The following is a 17740-nucleotide window of genomic DNA, read 5'->3' as shown; positions in this document are numbered from 1 at the left end:
TCACTAGCCCATTTGCCCCTGGGGTTCAACCAATCACAAAGGCGGGGCTGCCCTGCCTTTGATCACGTTTGATCGCTGAGGCGAGCGAGCGTTTCCTCGCGGCCGAGCACCGCCATCACATCGAACAGGCCGGGTGACTGACTGCGTCCGGTCAGGGCGGCCCGCAGCGGCTGCGCCACCTGTCCGAGCTTGAGTGCCTGCTCTTCGGCGAAGGCCCGGACAGCAGCCTCGAGTGGCGCCGGAGTCCAGTCGTTCACTGCGGCAAGCTTCTCGGCCAAGCTGGGCATGCGCTGGCGGGCACCTTCATCCAGCAGCGTCGCCGCCTTCTGGTCGAGCGCGAGCGGGCGCTTCGCAAAAAGATAGGAGGCGCTGTCGAGTAGCTCGATCAGCGTCTTGGCGCGCTCCTTCAGCCCCGGCATCGCAGCAAGCAGCTTGGCTTCGAGAGCCGGATCGAGCTCGGGACCGAGGCCATGCGCGGGGCCGATCTCTGGGAGGATCTGCTTAAGTGCATCGAGCAGGTCACGGTCATCGGCCTGGCGCATGTAGAGCCCGTTCAGGCTCTCCAGCTTGGCGTAGTCGAAACGTGCCGGCGACCGGCCGATCGAGGAAAGATTGAACAGCGAGACCATCTCTTCGGTCGAGAAGATCTCCTGGTCGCCATGGCTCCAGCCGAGTCGGAGCAGGTAGTTGCGCAGGGCCACCGGCAGATAACCCATGGAGCGATAGGCATCGACGCCGAGCGCGCCATGGCGCTTGGAGAGCTTCGCGCCGTCCGCCCCATGGATCAGCGGGATGTGCGACATGCTTGGCACGCGCCAGCCCATCGCCTGGTAGATTTGGGTCTGACGGGCGGCGTTGGTGAGATGGTCGTCGCCACGGATGACATGGGTCACCGCCATGTCATGGTCGTCTACAACGACAGCCAGCATATAGGTCGGGTTGCCGTCGGAGCGCAGCAGCACGAGGTCGTCGAGATTCTCGTTCTGCCATACGACGCGGCCCTGCACCTCGTCCTCGACCACGGTCTCACCGGTCTGCGGCGCGCGCAGGCGGATGACCGGCTTCACGCCGGCCGGAGCGGTTGCCGGATCGCGATCGCGCCAACGTCCGTCATAGCGCATGGGACGGCCCTCGGCGCGCGCCTTTTCGCGCATCTCCTCGAGTTCCTGCGGCGTCGCATAGCAATGATAGGCCTTGCCGGCCGCGAGCATCTGCTCGGCGACCTCGCGATGCCGGGCCGCACGGGCGAACTGGTAGACGGTCTCGCCGTCCCAATCGAGGCCGAGCCAGGACAGACCGTCGAGAATCGCTGCGATGGCCGGTTCGGTCGAGCGTTCGCGGTCGGTGTCTTCGATGCGCAGCAGCATCTTGCCGCCATGACGGCGGGCATAGAGCCAGTTGAACAGCGCGGTACGCGCGCCGCCGATATGCAGGAATCCGGTTGGAGACGGCGCGAAGCGCGTAACGACCGCATCACTCATGAAAGGCAGGCTCCGGCAGGACGGGGAATGAGGCCGACAGAGCGGCAAAGGAACAAGACGTCAATCGAACATGACAACCGACGCGGCCCCTGTAACATGCTGATGGGGCCGACGTTAAGCGCAAGATCGCATCCGGTCGGCTGCCCGAGGGACGGTTTATGCGCGAGGTGCCGCCAGACCCGAGCCGGCTGCGCGGTGCGCGTATTCGTGCCGTACCGTTCCGCATTCCCGAGAGAGGGCTCCACGCCGCTGCCATTGGGTTGCTTCTCGCCGAATGGCGCGCGCGATTCCTGGACGCCATCGCGATCGAGGCCGGGCGCAGGCGGCTGTTTCTCTGGCTGCCGGTGCTGATCGGAAGCGGCATCCTGCTCTATTTCGCGGCAGATCGCGAGCCATCCGTCTGGGTCCCACTCTCCGGCTTTGGCGTTTCCGCTGCGATGGCCGCGCTGTCGCGCCCATGGCGCCCAGTCATGCTCGTTTGCGTCGGCCTTGCTGCCATATTCGCCGGCTTTGGTGCCGCGGCCTGGCGCACGGCGACGATCGCAGCGCCGATGCTCGATCGAACGCGCGTCGGACAACTCACCGGCTTTGTCGAATCGGTCGAGGCGCGTGACGCTGGCGCGCGCCTTGTAGTCCTGGTGACCGGCATTGCCGGGCTGGAGCCCGAACGCCTGCCACGGCGGGTTCGAGTCAACGTCAAGGGGGGCTCGGTCTCACCGGGCGATCATATTGCCGCTGTCGCGCGCCTCCTGCCACCGCCCGGTCCGGTGCGGCCAGGCGGCTACGATTTCGGCCGCGATGCCTTCTTCCGGGGGCTCGGGGCAGTCGGGACCATTCCGGGAAAGATCACGCTCGCCCCACCGCCCTCGCAGCCACCTCTCGAGCTTCAGTTTCGCGCAATGGTCGACCGGGCGCGCAATGCCCTGACGGAGCGCATCGCCGGTATCGGGGGAGGGCAGGCTGGCGCGGTGGCAGCGTCGCTGGTCACCGGCAAGCGTGGCCTCATCACAGAGGCGACCAATATCGATCTGCGCGCGGCCGGTATCTATCACATCATCTCGATCTCCGGCCTTCACATGGTGCTGGCCTCCGCCACGATCTTCGGCCTGGTCCGTGGCCTGCTGGCGCTGTCGGAAACGCTGGCATTGCGCTGGCCGGTGAAGAAACTCGCCGCCCTTGCCGCGATGCTCGGTGCCACCGCCTATTGCATCTTCTCAGGAGCCGAGGTCGCGACGGTCCGCTCGCTGATCATGACGCTGGTCATGTTCGGTGCGATCCTCGTCGATCGCCCGGCGCTCAGCATGCGCAACCTGGCTCTTGCCGCGATGATCGTTCTGCTGCGCGAGCCTGACGCGCTGCTCGGTCCGAGCTTCCAGATGTCCTTTGGTGCTGTTGCGGCTCTGATCGCCTTCGCCGAGCGCTGGGAGGATCGCGGCCACTCCGAGGCCCCAGCGAACCTGCCCTGGCCGCTGCGTCCGATCTGGATCGCGGTCGTCGGGCTTACGGTCACGACCCTGCTGGCGACGGTAGCAACCGCCCCCTTCGGTGCCTATCACTTCCAGACGTTCAACCCCTTCGGCCTGCTCGGCAACGCGCTCGCCTTGCCGTTCGTTTCACTGATCGTCATGCCTGCGGCCGTCTTCGGCGTGCTCGCCTATCCCTTCGGTTTGGATTGGCTGGCCTGGGCGTTAATGGGAGTCGCTTCGGACTATGTGCTGCAATCGGCGCGCTGGGTTGCAGGATTCGACCACTCCGCAGTGGTCATTCCTGCGTTCGGGACCGCGGCGCTCGCATGCTTTGCCGCCGCGCTCCTCTGGATCACGCTCTGGACGACACCGCTGCGCTTTCTGGCCGTCGTTCCCCTGATCGCGGGACTGGTCGTGGCAGCCAAGCCGGAGAGGCCCGATATCCTGATCGAACGTGATGGCTCCGGCATCCTGGTCCGCGGGGGTGATGACCGCATGATCCTGGCCGGTCAACCGAGCCGCTTCGTGCTGCAACAATGGCTGAACGCAGATGGCGATAATCGCCGGCCTGACGACAACAGCCTGCGGGAAGGCGCAGCCTGCGACACTCTGGGTTGTGTCGTCCGCAGCAAGGATGGACGAAGCATTGCCTTTGCTCGGGATCGCCTGGCCATCGTCGAGGACTGCAGGCGCGCTGACCTCGTCATCACGCCGATTCCCTGGACCAGTCCTTGCGCTGCACGGCTGATCGACCGCCTGGCATTGTCGCGCGATGGTGCAACGGCCCTTGTCAGCCACAAGGGCGGCTGGCGCACGCATTTATCCGAGCAGGGTGGCGTTGATCGCCCCTGGAGCCGCAAGCGGGCGCGGTCTGTCACTACGCCGCCGGAATCATCGTCAACGGCCCCGCTGCCCGTGGCCGCTGAAGACCACGATCGGCTTCAGTAGCGCCGCATCAGGTTGACCAGGCGGCCTTGAATTTTGACGCGGTCCGGTCCCAGCACTCTTGTTTCATAAGCGGGATTGGCGGCTTCCAGAGCGATCGAGGAGCCGCGCTTGCGCAGCCGCTTCAGCGTCGCTTCCTCGTCATCGATCAGGGCCACGATGATATCGCCGGTATTGGCCGTGTCCTGCCGTTTGATCACGACCGTATCACCGTCGAGGATGCCGGCTTCCACCATCGAGTCGCCGCGCACCTCGAGAGCAAAATGTTCACCGGGGCCAAGCATATCGGCAGGCAGCGCTACGCTATGGCTGCGGCTCTGGATCGCGGAAATCGGTGTACCGGCGGCAATCCGCCCCATGACCGGAATCGCGACCGTGGAGCGCACGTCCTCTTCCGGGGGCGGTGCGATCGGCCGGACCTTGCCAAGGCCACCCTGGACGACGGAGGGGCTGAACCGTCCGCGCGTCGCCTGAGGGCCGCCAGCCCCTTCAGGCAGCTTTATGATCTCGAGCGCCCGGGCCCGATTGGGCAGGCGGCGAATGAAACCGCGCTCCTCCAGCGCCATGATCAGGCGATGGATACCGGACTTGGAGCGCAGATCGAGCGCGTCCTTCATCTCGTCGAAGGAGGGGGGCACCCCAGTCTCGCGCAGGCGTTCCTGGATGAAACGAAGCAGTTCGAACTGTTTGCGTGTCAGCATGGTCCCCGCCAGCGCTCTTCGTACGGAATCGAAACAAAGCACGAACACCATACAGGTTCGCGTTGTGTTCCGCAAGCACGCTCAGCGTAGGCGGATGATCCGGCAGTTGTCGCCTTTGTTTGCCGGCGCAGCAAATGATTCGCGGATCAGTAGCGCGTCGGCGCGGGCCAGACTGGCCAGCATCGAGGAATCCTGCTTGGTGAAGGGCGTTGCCAGCCATCCCTCCGGGGTGAGAATCAGTTCCGACCTCATGTAGTCCCGCCGCTCATCATTTGCCGGCAAATCTCTTCCGACGATAGCAGGCTCACTCAGATCGCGCTCCGGTTCCGGTACGCCGAGGAGGGCCCTGAGCAGCGGCACGACGAAGAGATGCCCGCAGACGATGGACGAGACGGGGTTTCCGGGCAGGCCGAGCGCGACCATACGGCCGAGGCGACCCATCATCATCGGCTTGCCCGGCCGCATGGCGATTTTCCAGAAACCGAGCGCCATGCCTTGCCCGATCAACGCTGCCTGGACGAGATCGTGCTCACCTACCGAGGCTCCTCCCAGGGTGATCAGCACATCGGCATCGGTCTTCCGTGCCTGACCAATCTTGTCGGCGAGGTCGGCATGATCATCGCGGGCGATCCCGAGATCGAGCGCTGTGCCGCCGGCCTGCTCAACCAGCGCGGCGAGTGCAAAGCTGTTGGACGCGACGATCTGGTCGGGTCCGACCGGCTCGCCCGGCTGGACCAGTTCGTCGCCGGTCGCGAGGATCGCGACCAGTGGCTTGCGACGCACAGCGAGTGTGGGGTGGCCCATGGCTGCCGCGAGGCCGAGGCTCGCACTGTCGAGTCGGCTGCCGGCGAGAAGCAACACCTCGCCCTCGGAGAAGTCCAATCCTGCCTGACGAACGAACTTGCCGCGCTCGGCACTTTCGCGCACGCGGATCGTCGAGCTGCCGACGCCGTCGGCATTCTCCTGAATCAGGATGGTATCGGCGCCCTCAGGCATCGGAGCGCCCGTGAAGATGCGAACAGCCTCATTCGAGCGGACCATCCCTGAGAAGGAGCGACCGGCAGCCGATTCGCCGATGACCCGCAATTCATTTGCCGGCGCAATGTCGTCTGCGCGAACGGCGTATCCGTCCATTGCGGAATGGGCGAAGGGGGGCTGGGTGCGAAGCGCCTGCAGATCGGCGGCGAGCACGCGCCCTACGCAATGTGCGAGCGGCAGCGTTTCTGACGGTGTCGGTGCCGGAACGCTGTCGATCAGCGCCTTCAGGGCGACGGGGACGGGCGTGAGGCTCATCGCGCAGTTTCCGGGAGATCGAAGGTGCCGGATTTTCCACCGGACTTGTGAACGAGCCTGATGCCTTCGATCCGCATCGCCCGGTCGACCGCCTTGACCATGTCGTAAACTGTGAGGCACGCGACGCCGACAGCGGTCAACGCTTCCATCTCGACGCCGGTCTGTCCCTTCATCTTGACCTCAGCGCTCACGCGCACCCCAGGCAATGTCTCGTCCAGGGTGAGGTCGACGCTGATCTTGCTGATCAGCAGCGGGTGACAGAGCGGGATCAGTTCATGCGTGCGCTTGGCGGCCATGATTCCAGCCAGGCGCGCGGTGCCAAGCACGTCGCCCTTCTTGGCGTCGCCATCGCGCACGATGGCCAAGGTCGAGAGCTGCATGACGACATAGCCCTCGGCGACAGCGATGCGCGAGGTCTCCTCCTTGTCGCCGACATCGACCATATGGGCCTGGCCGCTGGCGTCGAGATGGCTGAGCTTGCTCATGCTGCGCTGCGCGCAGAACCGGTCAGAAGATCACGGGTCGCAGCGGCGACATCGTCCTGCCGCATCAGGCTCTCGCCAACGAGGAAGGTGTGGACGCCGGCACGCTGTAACCGTGCGATGTCGACATGGCTGAAGATGCCGCTCTCGCCAACGATGATGCGGTCCGCGGGGACGCGCGGCGCCAGCCTCTCGGTGACGGCGAGATCGACGGCAAAGCTGCGAAGGTCGCGATTGTTGATGCCGAGCAGCGGGCTGTTGAGCTCGAGGGCACGATCGAGCTCGGCTTCGTTATGAACCTCGACCAGAACGTCGATGCCGAGCGACTTTGCCGTCTCGTTCAGCGCGCGGGCCGTCCCGTCATCGACGCCAGCCATAATGATCAGGATACAGTCGGCGCCCCAGGCGCGAGCCTCGAAGACCTGATAGGGGTCGTAGAGGAAATCCTTGCGCAGGGCGGGCAGGCCGCTCGCCGCGCGCGCCTGATGCAGGAATTCCGGCTGTCCCTGGAAAGAGGGCGCATCTGTCAGCACGGACAGGCAGGCCGCGCCGCCTTCGGCATAGGCGCGCGCCAGAGATGGCGGGTCGAAATCGGCGCGGATCAGCCCCTTGGACGGGCTGGCCTTCTTGATCTCGGCGATCAATGCAGGCTTGCCGGCCGCGTGTTTCGCGGTAAGCGCGGCCGTGAAGCCCCGCACGGGACCAGCAGCCTGGGCGCGCTGCTCGATCTCCGCCTGGGACACTGCGGCCTTGGCTGCGGCGATCTCCTGGCGCTTATAGGCCTCGATGCGGGCGAGGATGTCGCTCATGACGTCCTCACGCGTTCGAGCAGGCGATGAGGGCGGTCAGCGTCGCCTTGGCCTTGCCGCTGTCGATCGCCGAGGTGGCGCGGGCGAGGCCATCGCGCAAATCGCTGGCCTGGCCGGCCACGACGAGCGCGGCGGCAGCATTGAAGGCCGCGATATCGCGGAAGGGCGTCTTCTTGCCGTCGAGAACCGCACGGAGCGCCTCGGCATTCTGTGCCGGTTCACCGCCCCGCAGATCTTCGGGCTTTGCACGGGCCAGGCCGACATCGTCCGGGCTGATCGAGAAACTCTCGATCTTGCCCTTGTCGAGCGCGACGACGCGGGTCGGCCCGGTGGTGGTGATCTCGTCAAGGCCGTCAGAACCGTTCACGGCCCAGATGCGGTCGGAGCCGAGCGCAGACAGCACGCGCACCATAGGCTCGAGCCAGGTCTCTGAGAAGGCGCCGACGAGCTGCCTCTTGACACCGGCCGGGTTGGAGAGCGGCCCGAGCAGGTTGAAGATGGTGCGGGTGCCGAGTTCGGTGCGCACCGGCGCAACATGCCGCATCGAGGCGTGATGGGTCGGTGCGAACATGAAGCCGACGCCGGCCTCTGCGATGCAACGCTCCGTGCCCGCGGGCTCGAGCCCCACCTTGACGCCGAGCGCTGTGAGCACGTCGGCCGCTCCGGAACGTGACGAGGCGGCGCGATTGCCATGCTTGGCGACCGGCACGCCGCAGGAAGCGGTGATGATCGCAGCCAGCGTCGAGACGTTATAGGAGCCCGATGCATCGCCGCCGGTTCCGACGATGTCGATCGCGCCGGCCGGAGCTTTCACCGGCAGCATCTTGCCGCGCATGGCGCTGACCGCGCCGGCGATCTCCTCGACAGTCTCGCCACGGACGCGCAGCGCCATCAAGAAGGCGGCCGCCTGCGCATTGGTGACCTCGCCGGACAGGATGGTGTCAAAGGCATCTCGCGCCTCCTCGCGGGAGAGCGAGGCGCCGGTCGCCACCTTGGCGATGAAGGGTTTGAAATCGTCCATGGGTTCTTCGAAGTCAGGCTGTTTCGGAAAGGGCGGCGCGGTCCTGTGTCTGCGACCATCGTTCCGCCAGGCCGAGGAAATTGCGCAGGATCGTCGCACCATGCTCCGATGCGATGCTCTCGGGGTGGAACTGCACGCCATGCACCGGCAGGGAGCGGTGCGAGAGTGCCATGATTTGCCCGTCTTCCGTCGCGGCTTCGATCTCCAGCTCTGTCGGGCAGCTTTCGCGTGCCACGATGAGCGAGTGGTAGCGCGTTGCCTGGATCGGCCCGTTGACGCCGTGAAAGAGGCCGCGGGCGTGATGGCTGATGGTCGAAATCTTGCCGTGCATCGGCAGCGGCGCGCGCACGATCTCGCCACCAAAGGCCTGACCAATGGTCTGGAGGCCAAGGCAGACGCCAAAGATCGGCTTCCTGTCGGCGCCCTGGCGCACGAGGTCAAGGCAGATGCCGGCCTCATTGGGGGTGCAGGGACCTGGCGACAATACGATTGCGTCATGCCCTCCGCCCAGCGCCTCTTCGACGGTAAGGGCATCGTTGCGGCGAACCTCGACCTCCGCCCCAAGCCCGCCGATCAGGTGGACGAGGTTCCAGGTGAAGCTGTCGTAATTGTCGATCAGCAGGATACGCATTGCCGCTAACGAGATCTCCGGTCGCGATGATGGCAAGGTGGTCATGCCCGTTCGGGGGGCAAGTGGTCAAGTTATTGTCGGAGCGTGGCTCCATCGCGATTGCGTTCGCAGGCGTGCTGGCGACAAGATGGTCCTGATGAGACCGCGCAATCTTGCGGGGGGCGTTCGGTGTGTGGGGCATGGCGATGTTGCGTCGGGCCAGGGCGATCAGGCGCGTGCTGCTGGCCTCGGCGCTGCTCGGCCTGGCTGCATGCAATTCCGGGGAACGTCCGCAAGCTCTGCCTGCCGAAGGGGTGTCGACAGCCGAGGTCGTCGGATTCGGCACGATCCGCTTCTGGGGGGATGCGGTCGTCCCCACCACAAGCAAATATCTCGATATCCAGTACAGGCAGATCGCTGCTTCGGGCTGTAGCAAATGCCAGGTGGCCGCAACATTCCTCGGGATTTCAGGCGGGAGCGGAGAGGGGGCCTATGGCGCGGGTTTCCTGAAAGGCTGGACTGCGCGCGGCGACAGGCCCCAATTCGAGGTTGTCACCGGGGTCAGTACCGGCTCGCTCGCCGCGCCCTTTGCGTTCCTCGGCTCGCACTATGACGGCGCCCTGGAGGAGATCTATACGCGTTACGGCGATAGCGATCTCTTTCGCAGCAAGGGAATCCTCGGGCTGTTTGGCGAATCCCTCTACGATACGACGCCGTTGCGCCACCTGGTTGAACGCTATGCGACCGAGCAACTGCTCGATGAAATCGCCGCCGAGCATCGCAAAGGCCGCCGATTATTGGTCCAGACCACCAATCTCGACGCTCAGCGGCCGGTGATCTGGGACGTGGGCAGCATCGCCGCGAGTCAGCATCCGGGCCGGCAGAAGCTCTTCGTCGACATCCTGCTCGCTTCAGCGGCCATACCGGCGGTCTTTCCGGCCGTGCGCCTCAATGTCACGAGCAATGGCAAGGTCTTCGACGAGCTTCACGTCGACGGCGGCGTCACCTCGCAGATCTTCTTCGCGCCACCGGGTCTTGATCTCAACGGTGCTGCCCGGCGCAACCTCGGTCAGGAACGCAGTCTTGCGCTCTATGTCATTCGCAACGGCAAGCTCAAGCCGGAATACAAGGCCAGCACCCAGACCGTGGCGGGGCTGGCCACACGCTCGATCTCGACGCTGGTGAAATACCAGGCGCTCGCCAATATCGCAGCGATCTCGGAGATGGCGAAGCGACTGCATGCGCGCTTCGCCTTCACCGCCATTCCCGACAGCTTTCAAGGCAATCAGCGCTCCGAATTCGATACGGAGTATATGAAGGCCCTGTTCCAGCTCGGCTATGAGCAAGGCCGCAGCGGCAAGGCCTGGGAGACGCAGCCGCCGCTCTCGCCGACGCTGGCCGCGCGCTGATTGTCAGCCCTCATGCGCCCGGCCGGCGCTGAGGGCGTTCCAGTGCCGGATATAGGTCGCAAGCGCATTGGCGATGGCGGGGACCTCGCGCCCAGCGGCGTCGATCCATTCCGGCGGTGCTTCCGCCAGCCAGGATACCGGCAGGTCGGGATCGAGCGCTTTGCCCTCGATCGACGTCATCATGCCTGCCAGGAGGTGCGTGCGTGGAAGTGCAAAGCTGGCGGGCAGGCGGCCGGCCAGAGCCCTGTCGAAATAGAGACAGGCGTCGAAATCGATCGCGTGCAGCGTACCGCCCGCCCCGCGCAGGAGATTCGGATTCGAGCGCGGCCGGTCGACATTGTGCAGGAAGCAATCCGCCTCCGCGATCGCCCGGAGACATGCCGCATCGTCGGGGCCAAGCTCCGCGGCTACGACCGGGGCGGTATTCGGGATGAAACCGACGCCGAGATTCCAGCCAAAGCTGCGCTGGATCATCTCGTCGAATTCGTCGGTACCGACCATCCATGGAAAGCCATGCGGCAGCAGCAGCGGCTCGGCATCCGGGACCGGTGCGCCGAGCAGCTTCGCGAAGCGCAGGGCAAGGAACTCGATGAGCAGGCCACGAGGCCCTGGCCCGGCGCCGGCGAGCTTCAGGACATGCAGCCCGCCGTCCGTCGTCCGCACCAGGCAGGGGCGCGTGCTCGCATCACTGAAGACCCGCAGGATTTCGACGACCGTACCGGCTTCGGCGCCCCCGGGCTCCGGCAGGGGCACTATTGTCCCCGGCCAGCGCGCGCTGCGAAACGGATCGCCTCTTCCGCTGCCTTGAACAGGGCCTTGGCCTTGTTGATGCATTCGAGCTGTTCGGAGGCCGGGTTCGAATCATAGACGATGCCGGCGCCGGCCTGGACATGCATGCGGCCGTCCTTCACCACGGCGGTGCGCAGCACGATGCAGGTGTCCATTTCGCCATTGGCACCGAAATAGCCGATGCAGCCGCCGTAGGCGCCGCGCGCGTCATGTTCCATCTCATCGATGATCTCCATGGCACGCACCTTCGGCGCTCCGGAGACGGTGCCGGCCGGGAAGCCCGCGGCGAGTGCGGCCAGCGCATCATGCTGAGGGTCGATCGCTCCCTCGACATTGGAAACGATGTGCATGACCTGGCTGTAACGCTCGATGAAGAAGGAATCGGTGACCTTGACCGAGCCGATCCGCGCAACGCGGCCGACGTCATTGCGGCCAAGATCGAGCAGCATCAGATGCTCTGCCCGTTCCTTGGGGTCGGCCAGCAGTTCCTCGGCGAGCGCCTCATCCTCTTCCGTTGTCGCACCGCGCCGCCGCGTGCCGGCGATCGGCCGGATCGTGACGGTATCGTCACGCAGCCGGACCAGGATCTCGGGGCTCGAACAGACGATCTGGAAATCAGCGAAGTCGAGATAGCACAGGAACGGCGCAGGGTTGACACGCCGCAGCGCCCGGTAAAGCGCAAAGGAGGGCAGGGCGAAGGGCGCCTCGAAACGCTGCGACAGTACGACCTGGAAGATGTCGCCGGCGCGGATATAGTCCTGCGCCTTCGCCACCATGGCGTGAAACTCGGCCTCGGTCGTGTTGGAAACGATGTCGGGCTGCGGCAGCGCCGCGATATCGATGTCGGCTTCCGGGGGGAGAGGGCCCTCGAGGATATCCGTGACCCGGTCGAGCCGCTCCTGTGCCCGCTCATGAGCGACGCGCGCGGCAACGCCCGGTTGCTGGCGGACAGGCGTCACGAGATGAATCTCGTCGCGCACGGTATCAAACACCACCATCAGGGTCGGACGGGTCAGGATCGCGTCGGGGACGCCCGTCCCGGTGTCCTTTGGCTGCGGCAGGCGCTCCATCAGCCGCACCATGTCGTAGCCGAGATAGCCGAAGACGCCGGCCGCCATCGGGGGCAGGCCGTCCTCGTCGGGGATGGCGCTCTCGGCAAGCAGAGCCCGCAGGCTCTCGAAGGCGGGGCGCGGATCGGCGACGAAGGCCTCGCCCAATGCCGGCCGGCAGAGCGAAGCCTCGCCACGATGGCAGCGCCAGATCACGTCCGGCTCGATGCCGATCATCGAGTAACGCCCGCGTACGGCGCCGCCCTCGACCGATTCGAGCAGGAAGCTCGGGCCGGACGTGGCGTGCCTCAGCTTCATGAAGGCGGCGACGGGCGTCTCGCAATCACCGACCAGGATCCGCCGCAGAAGCTGTGGCACTCCCGCATCATACGCCTCCACAAAGGAGGACAGTTCGGAGGGCGCAGACATCAGTTCTGCGCGCCGCCGGTGGCGTTCCGGAAGGCCGTCTCGTTGACCGTGACGCCGAGATTGCTCTGCAGTTTCGCGACATATTGCGCGAGGATATCCTCGCTGACGCTGGAGCCGAGCAGGCGGGCAAAGTTCTCCGCTTCCTGCGTCGTGCGGGCATAGGGCGGTACCGTCGCAGAAACGACCTTGAAGAGGACGCGCCCGCTGTCGTTTGCGCCCAGCGCCGAGTTGCTCTTGCCGACAGGCGTCCCGAAGATCAGGCTGACGACATTGGCGGGCAGTTCCGGCTTCTGGTCCTGCCGGCCCAGATCCGCGGCCTGCTCGACAACCAGACCGGCCGAGGCGGCCACGGCATCGAAGGCCTCGCCGGAATCGAGACGCTGTACGAGTTCACGGGCCTTGGCCGAGAGCTTGCTCGCCACCTCGTCTGCCCGCCATTGGCGCTCGACCTCGCCCTTGACCTCGTCAAAGGTCCGCTCGCGCGAGGGTTCGATCTTGGTCACATCGAACCAGACATAGCCCGTGTCGCGTGGCAGGCGAATGGCCTCGTTGTCGACGCCGATATCCGAGCGGAAGATGGCGGGAAGCGTGGCGTCGCCGCCCGGCAGGGGCTGCTCCTGCGTGCCGTCCGGCTTGCCCAGGCTGGCATCGACCGGGCCAACCGTCAGCAGGGGCAGGTTGAACTCGCGCGCGATCTCGGCAAGCGGCTTGGCAGCGGCCCGCTGGTCCTCGATCCGGTCATGCAGGTCCGTGAGCTGGCTGGCGGCCTTGCCGGTCGCGACGTCCTTGCGCACCTCGGCAGCAACCTCATCGAACGGCCGGACATGCTCGAGTTCGATCGTCGGGACGCGGAGCAGTACAGAGCCGAACGCGCTGGCGACCGGCGCGCTGACGGCACCCTGGGCAAGCGCGAACGCGGCCTCGCGCACAACCGGATCGAAAACCTGATTGCGCGTGAAGGTGCCGAGCGTCAGGTCCTTCTCGGCGACATTGCGCGCCGCAGCGATCGCCTCGAACGCCTCGCCGGCATCGATCTTCGCCTTGGCAGCCTGCGCCTCCTCGGCATTCGGGAAGGTGATCTGCTGGATCGTGCGCTTCTCGGGCGAACCAAAGCGCTGGGCCTTGACCTGCTCGTAGCGGGCCTTGGCCTCTTCGTCGGTGACCTTGCTGGGGTCGGCCAATGCCTCGGTCGAGATCGTCAGTATGTTGGCGCTACGGAACTCGGGAGCGCGGAAGCTCGCCTTGCGCTCGTCGAAATAGCTCTTGAGCTGAGCTTCGGTCGGTGCCGCAATCTCACCGGCGGCAGCCGGCGGCAGCCTGGCGAACGTCACTGCGCGTCGCTCGTTGCGCAGGCGATGTCCGAGTTCCTGCAGCGCGACCGGAGCGGTCACGCCGCCGACCACCATCTCGGCGATCTGCTGGCGCAGGATCGTGGCGCGCTGCTCGCGCACATAATTCTGTTCGTTCAGCCCGTTCGAGCGCAGCAATTCGTTGAAGCGTGCCGGCGAGAAGTTGCCGGAGGCATCGCGGAAGACCGGGTCCTGGAAAATCAGGTTGCGGATGGTCTCGTCGGAGACGGCAAGCCGCATCCGGCTCGCGGTCTGATCGAGCACGGCCTCGGTGACGAGGCGCGAAAGCACCTGGCGGTCGAGACCGAGCGCTCGCGCCATTTCGGGTGTAATCGAGCGGCGCTGCTGGCGCGTCAGGTTCTGGACTTCGTTCTGATAGGCCACGCGCATCTGCTCGAGGCCGATCTCGGTCTTCCCGACCTGAGCGACCGAGTTGCGTCCATAGCCTCGGAAGATGTCGCCGATGCCCCAGATCGCGAAGGACAGGATCAGGAATCCGAACATCACTGTGATGATGAGCTTGCCAATGAGGCCCTGACCCGCCTTGCGGATGCGATTCATCATCATGGGGTCGTTCTTTCCCTCTCCGGCCGCATCGCTGCGACGCGAGCCTTCGCGTTTTGTCGGCGCTGCTTATAGGAACCGATCACGCTGCCCGCAATCTTCACCGTGCTTCTGCCGGCCGATTGCGGCGCGCTGCGGGCATTGGTAGAGCCCGGAGCGAGACAAGAGGAGAAAAATGGTGACGCGCAGCATCAAGCCGTTGGTGGCGGGCAATTGGAAGATGAACGGGCTCAAAGCCGAGCTCGCCGTCGCAACCGAGATAGCCAGGGGCTACGACCGGGAGCTGAAGCACACGGTCGATCTCGCCATCTGCCCGCCTGCGACTCTGCTCTTCCCCATGACGGCAGCCCTGACCGGCTCGCGGATTGCCACGGGCGGACAGGATTGTAGTGAGCAGGAGAGCGGAGCCTTCACCGGGGAAGTTTCTGCCGCCATGCTGGCCGATGCCGGCGCCGGCTATGCGATCGTCGGTCATTCCGAGCGCCGTACCCTCCACGGCGAGACCAATGCCATCGTCAGGGCCAAGGCGGAGGCGGCACAGCGCTGCCTGCTCGTCCCGATCGTCTGCGTCGGCGAGACGCAAGCCGAGCGCGCAGCCGACAAGGCGCTTGCCGTGGTCAGGAAACAGCTCCGCGGCTCGGTTCCCGATGCCTCGACGCCCGCGACCCTCGTCATCGCCTACGAACCGGTCTGGGCCATCGGCACCGGACTGACACCGACCGCTGCCGACGTCGCCGAGATGCACGAGGCGATCCGTGGCGAACTCGGCAAACTCCTCGGCAAGGCAGCCGCCGCCGGTGTGCGATTGCTCTATGGCGGATCGGTCAAGCCGTCCAACGCGGCCGAACTGATGAATGTCCCGCATGTCGACGGCGCGCTCGTCGGCGGCGCCAGCCTCAAAGCCGAGGACTTCCTCGGAATCGCGCGCGCCTGCCGCTGACCCTTGACGCCCGGCTGAGGGCAGCATTGCACGAATGACGCAATTGCCGGGTGGTGCACCCGGCAACTGCATGCTATGTGCGCCGCCGAGCCCGCAATTGGCGGACATGCGGCGTGGGGCACTCTTGTGGCGGCCCGCGTCATACCTATTTCGTGGGATCATGCAGAACGTTCTCATCGTCATCCATCTGATCATCGTGATCGCGCTCGTCGGCGTGGTCCTGCTGCAGCGTTCCGAAGGCGGCGGCCTGGGCATGGGTTCGGGCGGTGGCGGTGGTGTCGGCGGCTTCATGACCGGCCGCGGCCAGGCGAATGCCCTGACCCGCGCGACGGCGATCCTTGCCGGGCTCTTCTTCCTGACCTCGATTGCTCTGGCGATCATGGCCACCCATGGGCGGACGCAGCGCTCGATCATCGACGGCGCGCCGGGCACCACCGCTCCCGCGGCGCCGACCGGTCCGAGCGCTCCCAACGCGGGAGGCGGGGTGCTCGACCAGCTGCGCCAGATGCAGAATCAGGGCGGCTCACAACCGCCGACGCCGCCGGCAGCGCCGCAGCAGTGACGAGGACGGGGCAGGGGCCGGGAAACCGGCCCTTCTCTTTTGGGGAAGAGCTGGCGGAAGGCCGGCCCTTCTCTGTTGTGGACAAGCATAAACAGCGGGGCGGGTCTGCAAGGACGCGCTTAGCGAATCGAAACCCAGGCGTTAAAGGTGATCTCCCATGACGCGGTACGTTTTCATCACCGGCGGCGTGGTATCCTCGCTTGGCAAGGGCCTCGCGGCGGCAGCTCTCGCAGCTCTCCTGCAGGCACGTGGCTATAAGGTCCGCCTGCGCAAGCTCGATCCCTATCTCAATGTCGATCCGGGCACGATGAGCCCGTATCAGCATGGCGAGGTCTTCGTCACCGATGACGGAGCCGAGACCGATCTCGATCTCGGGCATTACGAGCGCTTCACCGGCAGGCCCTGCAACAAGGGCGACAACATCACCACCGGCCGCATCTACATGGACATCCTGACCAAGGAGCGCCGGGGTGACTATCTCGGAGCGACGATCCAGGTCGTTCCGCACGTCACCAACGCCATCAAGGAATTCGTCCTCACGGGCAATGAAGACTTTGACTTCACGCTGGTCGAGATCGGCGGAACGGTTGGCGACATCGAGAGCCTGCCCTTCCTCGAATCCATTCGCCAGATCAGTCAGCAGTTACCGCGCGGCCAGTGCATCTTCACGCATCTCACGCTGCTGCCCTATATCCCGACGGCCGGAGAACTGAAGACGAAGCCGACCCAGCATTCGGTTGCCGAGCTGCGGTCGATCGGCATCCAGGCCGATATCCTGCTCTGCCGCACCGACCGCGAAATCCCGCGTGAGGAACGCCGTAAGCTCGCCTTGTTCTGCAATGTCCGCGAAACCGCGGTGATCGAGGCCCGGGACGTTGCTTCGATCTATGACGTGCCGCTGTCCTATCATGCCGAAGGGCTCGACACCGAGGTTCTGGCGGCGTTCGGCCTGGACGCCGGCGAAGCGCCTGATCTGAGCAATTGGCGGCGCATTTCCGAGCGCGTGAAGAACCCCGAGGGCGAAGTCACGATCGCCATCGTCGGCAAATACACCGGCATGAAGGACGCCTATAAGTCCCTCATCGAGGCCCTGATGCACGGCGGCATCGCCAACCGGGTCAAGGTCAATCTCGACTGGATCGAATCGGAGGTCTTCGAGAAGGAGGACCCGGCTCCCTTCCTGGAGCATGTCCATGGCATCCTGGTTCCCGGCGGCTTCGGACATCGCGGTGCCGAGGGCAAGATCAAGGCTGCGACCTTCGCCAGGCAGCGCAAGGTTCCCTATTTCGGCATCTGCTTCGGCATGCAGATGGCGGTGATCGAGGCCGCCCGTTCCCTCGCTCATATCGAGAAGGCCAATTCGACCGAGTTCGGTCCCACCGAGGAGCCTGTCGTCGGCCTGATGACCGAATGGATGCGCGGCAACGATCTCGAGATGCGTGCGGCCGGCGGCGATCTGGGCGGCACGATGCGGCTCGGCGCCTACGCCTCGAAGCTCAGCCCCGGCTCGAAGATCGCCGAAATCTACGGCTCGACCGAAATTTCCGAGCGCCACCGCCACCGCTACGAGGTCAATATGGGCTATCGCGAGCGGCTTGAGGCGAATGGCCTGAAGTTCTGCGGCGTTTCGCCGGACGGCCTTCTGCCCGAGACGGTCGAGTATCCCGACCATCCCTGGTTCATCGGCGTGCAGTATCATCCCGAGCTGAAGTCGCGGCCATTCGAGCCTCACCCGCTTTTCGCCAGCTTCGTCGAGGCGGCGGTGGTACAGAGCCGCCTGGTCTGATCCGAGACGGGCGGTGCGAGCTTCCGGCCTGATCACTCACCTCGATATCCCGACA

At 65.4% G+C, this 17740-nt stretch carries 15 protein-coding genes; 5 read left to right on the top strand and 10 right to left on the bottom strand.

Annotation, left to right across the window (positions count from 1 at the left end):
- Positions 1 to 62: 62 nt before the first annotated feature.
- Positions 63 to 1481: a glutamate--tRNA ligase gene (gene gltX / locus AB4099_RS25920; RefSeq protein ID WP_441480176.1), complete on the bottom strand. Its 1419-nt coding sequence runs from the start codon at positions 1479 to 1481 to the stop codon at positions 63 to 65.
- A 158-nt stretch (positions 1482 to 1639) separates the two neighbouring features.
- Between gltX and AB4099_RS25915 the strand changes: the two genes are divergently transcribed.
- A complete protein-coding gene (locus tag AB4099_RS25915; RefSeq protein WP_441480175.1) occupies positions 1640 to 3895 on the top strand; it encodes a ComEC/Rec2 family competence protein in 2256 nt (751 codons plus the stop codon).
- On the opposite strand, the gene lexA is transcribed toward AB4099_RS25915, so the two are convergent.
- From lexA to AB4099_RS25885, 6 genes are all read right to left on the bottom strand, one after another.
- Positions 3889 to 4593, bottom strand: coding sequence for a transcriptional repressor LexA (gene lexA, locus AB4099_RS25910; protein ID WP_113518531.1), 705 nt, complete (start codon positions 4591 to 4593; stop codon positions 3889 to 3891). The genes AB4099_RS25915 and lexA overlap by 7 nt on opposite strands.
- Before the next feature lie 81 nt (positions 4594 to 4674).
- Complete coding sequence (locus AB4099_RS25905) at positions 4675 to 5886, bottom strand: molybdopterin molybdotransferase MoeA (RefSeq protein WP_441480174.1); 1212 nt, start codon at positions 5884 to 5886, stop codon at positions 4675 to 4677.
- Positions 5883 to 6371 (bottom strand): cyclic pyranopterin monophosphate synthase MoaC, encoded by a 489-nt coding sequence (gene moaC / locus AB4099_RS25900; protein ID WP_441480173.1) that lies wholly within the window; start codon positions 6369 to 6371, stop codon positions 5883 to 5885. The genes AB4099_RS25905 and moaC overlap by 4 nt, the downstream gene beginning before the upstream one ends.
- Positions 6368 to 7177 (bottom strand): indole-3-glycerol phosphate synthase TrpC, encoded by an 810-nt coding sequence (gene trpC, locus AB4099_RS25895; protein ID WP_441480172.1) that lies wholly within the window; start codon positions 7175 to 7177, stop codon positions 6368 to 6370. Before trpC ends, moaC begins: the two co-directional genes overlap by 4 nt.
- 7 nt (positions 7178 to 7184) lie before the next feature.
- Entirely contained in the window at positions 7185 to 8198 is a 1014-nt protein-coding gene (gene trpD, locus AB4099_RS25890) for an anthranilate phosphoribosyltransferase (protein WP_441480171.1), read from the bottom strand.
- 13 nt (positions 8199 to 8211) lie between these two features.
- Entirely contained in the window at positions 8212 to 8829 is a 618-nt protein-coding gene (locus AB4099_RS25885; protein WP_113518520.1) for an anthranilate synthase component II, read from the bottom strand.
- Between the two features lie 179 nt (positions 8830 to 9008).
- On the opposite strand from AB4099_RS25885, the gene AB4099_RS25880 reads away from it, so the two are divergent.
- Positions 9009 to 10217: a patatin-like phospholipase family protein gene (locus AB4099_RS25880; RefSeq protein WP_162768455.1), complete on the top strand. Its 1209-nt coding sequence runs from the start codon at positions 9009 to 9011 to the stop codon at positions 10215 to 10217.
- A gap of 3 nt (positions 10218 to 10220) precedes the next feature.
- On the opposite strand, the gene AB4099_RS25875 is transcribed toward AB4099_RS25880, so the two are convergent.
- From AB4099_RS25875 to AB4099_RS25865, 3 genes are read right to left on the bottom strand one after another with little or no spacing between them, the layout of a single operon-like run.
- Positions 10221 to 10970 carry a HipA family kinase gene (locus AB4099_RS25875; protein ID WP_441480170.1) on the bottom strand — a complete coding sequence of 250 codons (750 nt, stop codon included), beginning with the start codon at positions 10968 to 10970 and terminating at the stop codon, positions 10221 to 10223.
- Positions 10970 to 12484 carry an anthranilate synthase component I gene (trpE, locus tag AB4099_RS25870; protein WP_441480169.1) on the bottom strand — a complete coding sequence of 505 codons (1515 nt, stop codon included), beginning with the start codon at positions 12482 to 12484 and terminating at the stop codon, positions 10970 to 10972. Before trpE ends, AB4099_RS25875 begins: the two co-directional genes overlap by 1 nt.
- On the bottom strand, positions 12484 to 14400 hold the full coding sequence (locus AB4099_RS25865) for a peptidylprolyl isomerase (protein WP_441480168.1): 1917 nt from the start codon (positions 14398 to 14400) through the stop codon (positions 12484 to 12486). The genes trpE and AB4099_RS25865 overlap by 1 nt, the downstream gene beginning before the upstream one ends.
- A 172-nt stretch (positions 14401 to 14572) precedes the next feature.
- On the opposite strand from AB4099_RS25865, the gene tpiA reads away from it, so the two are divergent.
- From tpiA to AB4099_RS25850, 3 genes are all read left to right on the top strand, one after another.
- Positions 14573 to 15337 (top strand): triose-phosphate isomerase, encoded by a 765-nt coding sequence (gene tpiA / locus AB4099_RS25860; RefSeq protein ID WP_441480167.1) that lies wholly within the window; start codon positions 14573 to 14575, stop codon positions 15335 to 15337.
- 160 nt (positions 15338 to 15497) lie between these two features.
- The gene (gene secG, locus AB4099_RS25855; protein ID WP_113515446.1) at positions 15498 to 15899 is read left to right on the top strand and encodes a preprotein translocase subunit SecG; all 402 of its coding nucleotides are present in this window, start codon (positions 15498 to 15500) and stop codon (positions 15897 to 15899) included.
- A gap of 157 nt (positions 15900 to 16056) precedes the next feature.
- Positions 16057 to 17685 carry a CTP synthase gene (locus AB4099_RS25850; RefSeq protein ID WP_113515445.1) on the top strand — a complete coding sequence of 543 codons (1629 nt, stop codon included), beginning with the start codon at positions 16057 to 16059 and terminating at the stop codon, positions 17683 to 17685.
- The last annotated feature ends 55 nt before the right edge of the window (positions 17686 to 17740 follow it).

Origin of the sequence: Allobosea sp. 2KB_26, assembly GCF_052115715.1 — a bacterium.
In the GTDB taxonomy this organism is placed as follows: domain Bacteria; phylum Pseudomonadota; class Alphaproteobacteria; order Rhizobiales; family Beijerinckiaceae; genus Allobosea.
The sequence above is the reverse complement of the archived record's forward strand: the minus strand, read 5'-3'. Positions and strand labels throughout refer to the sequence as shown.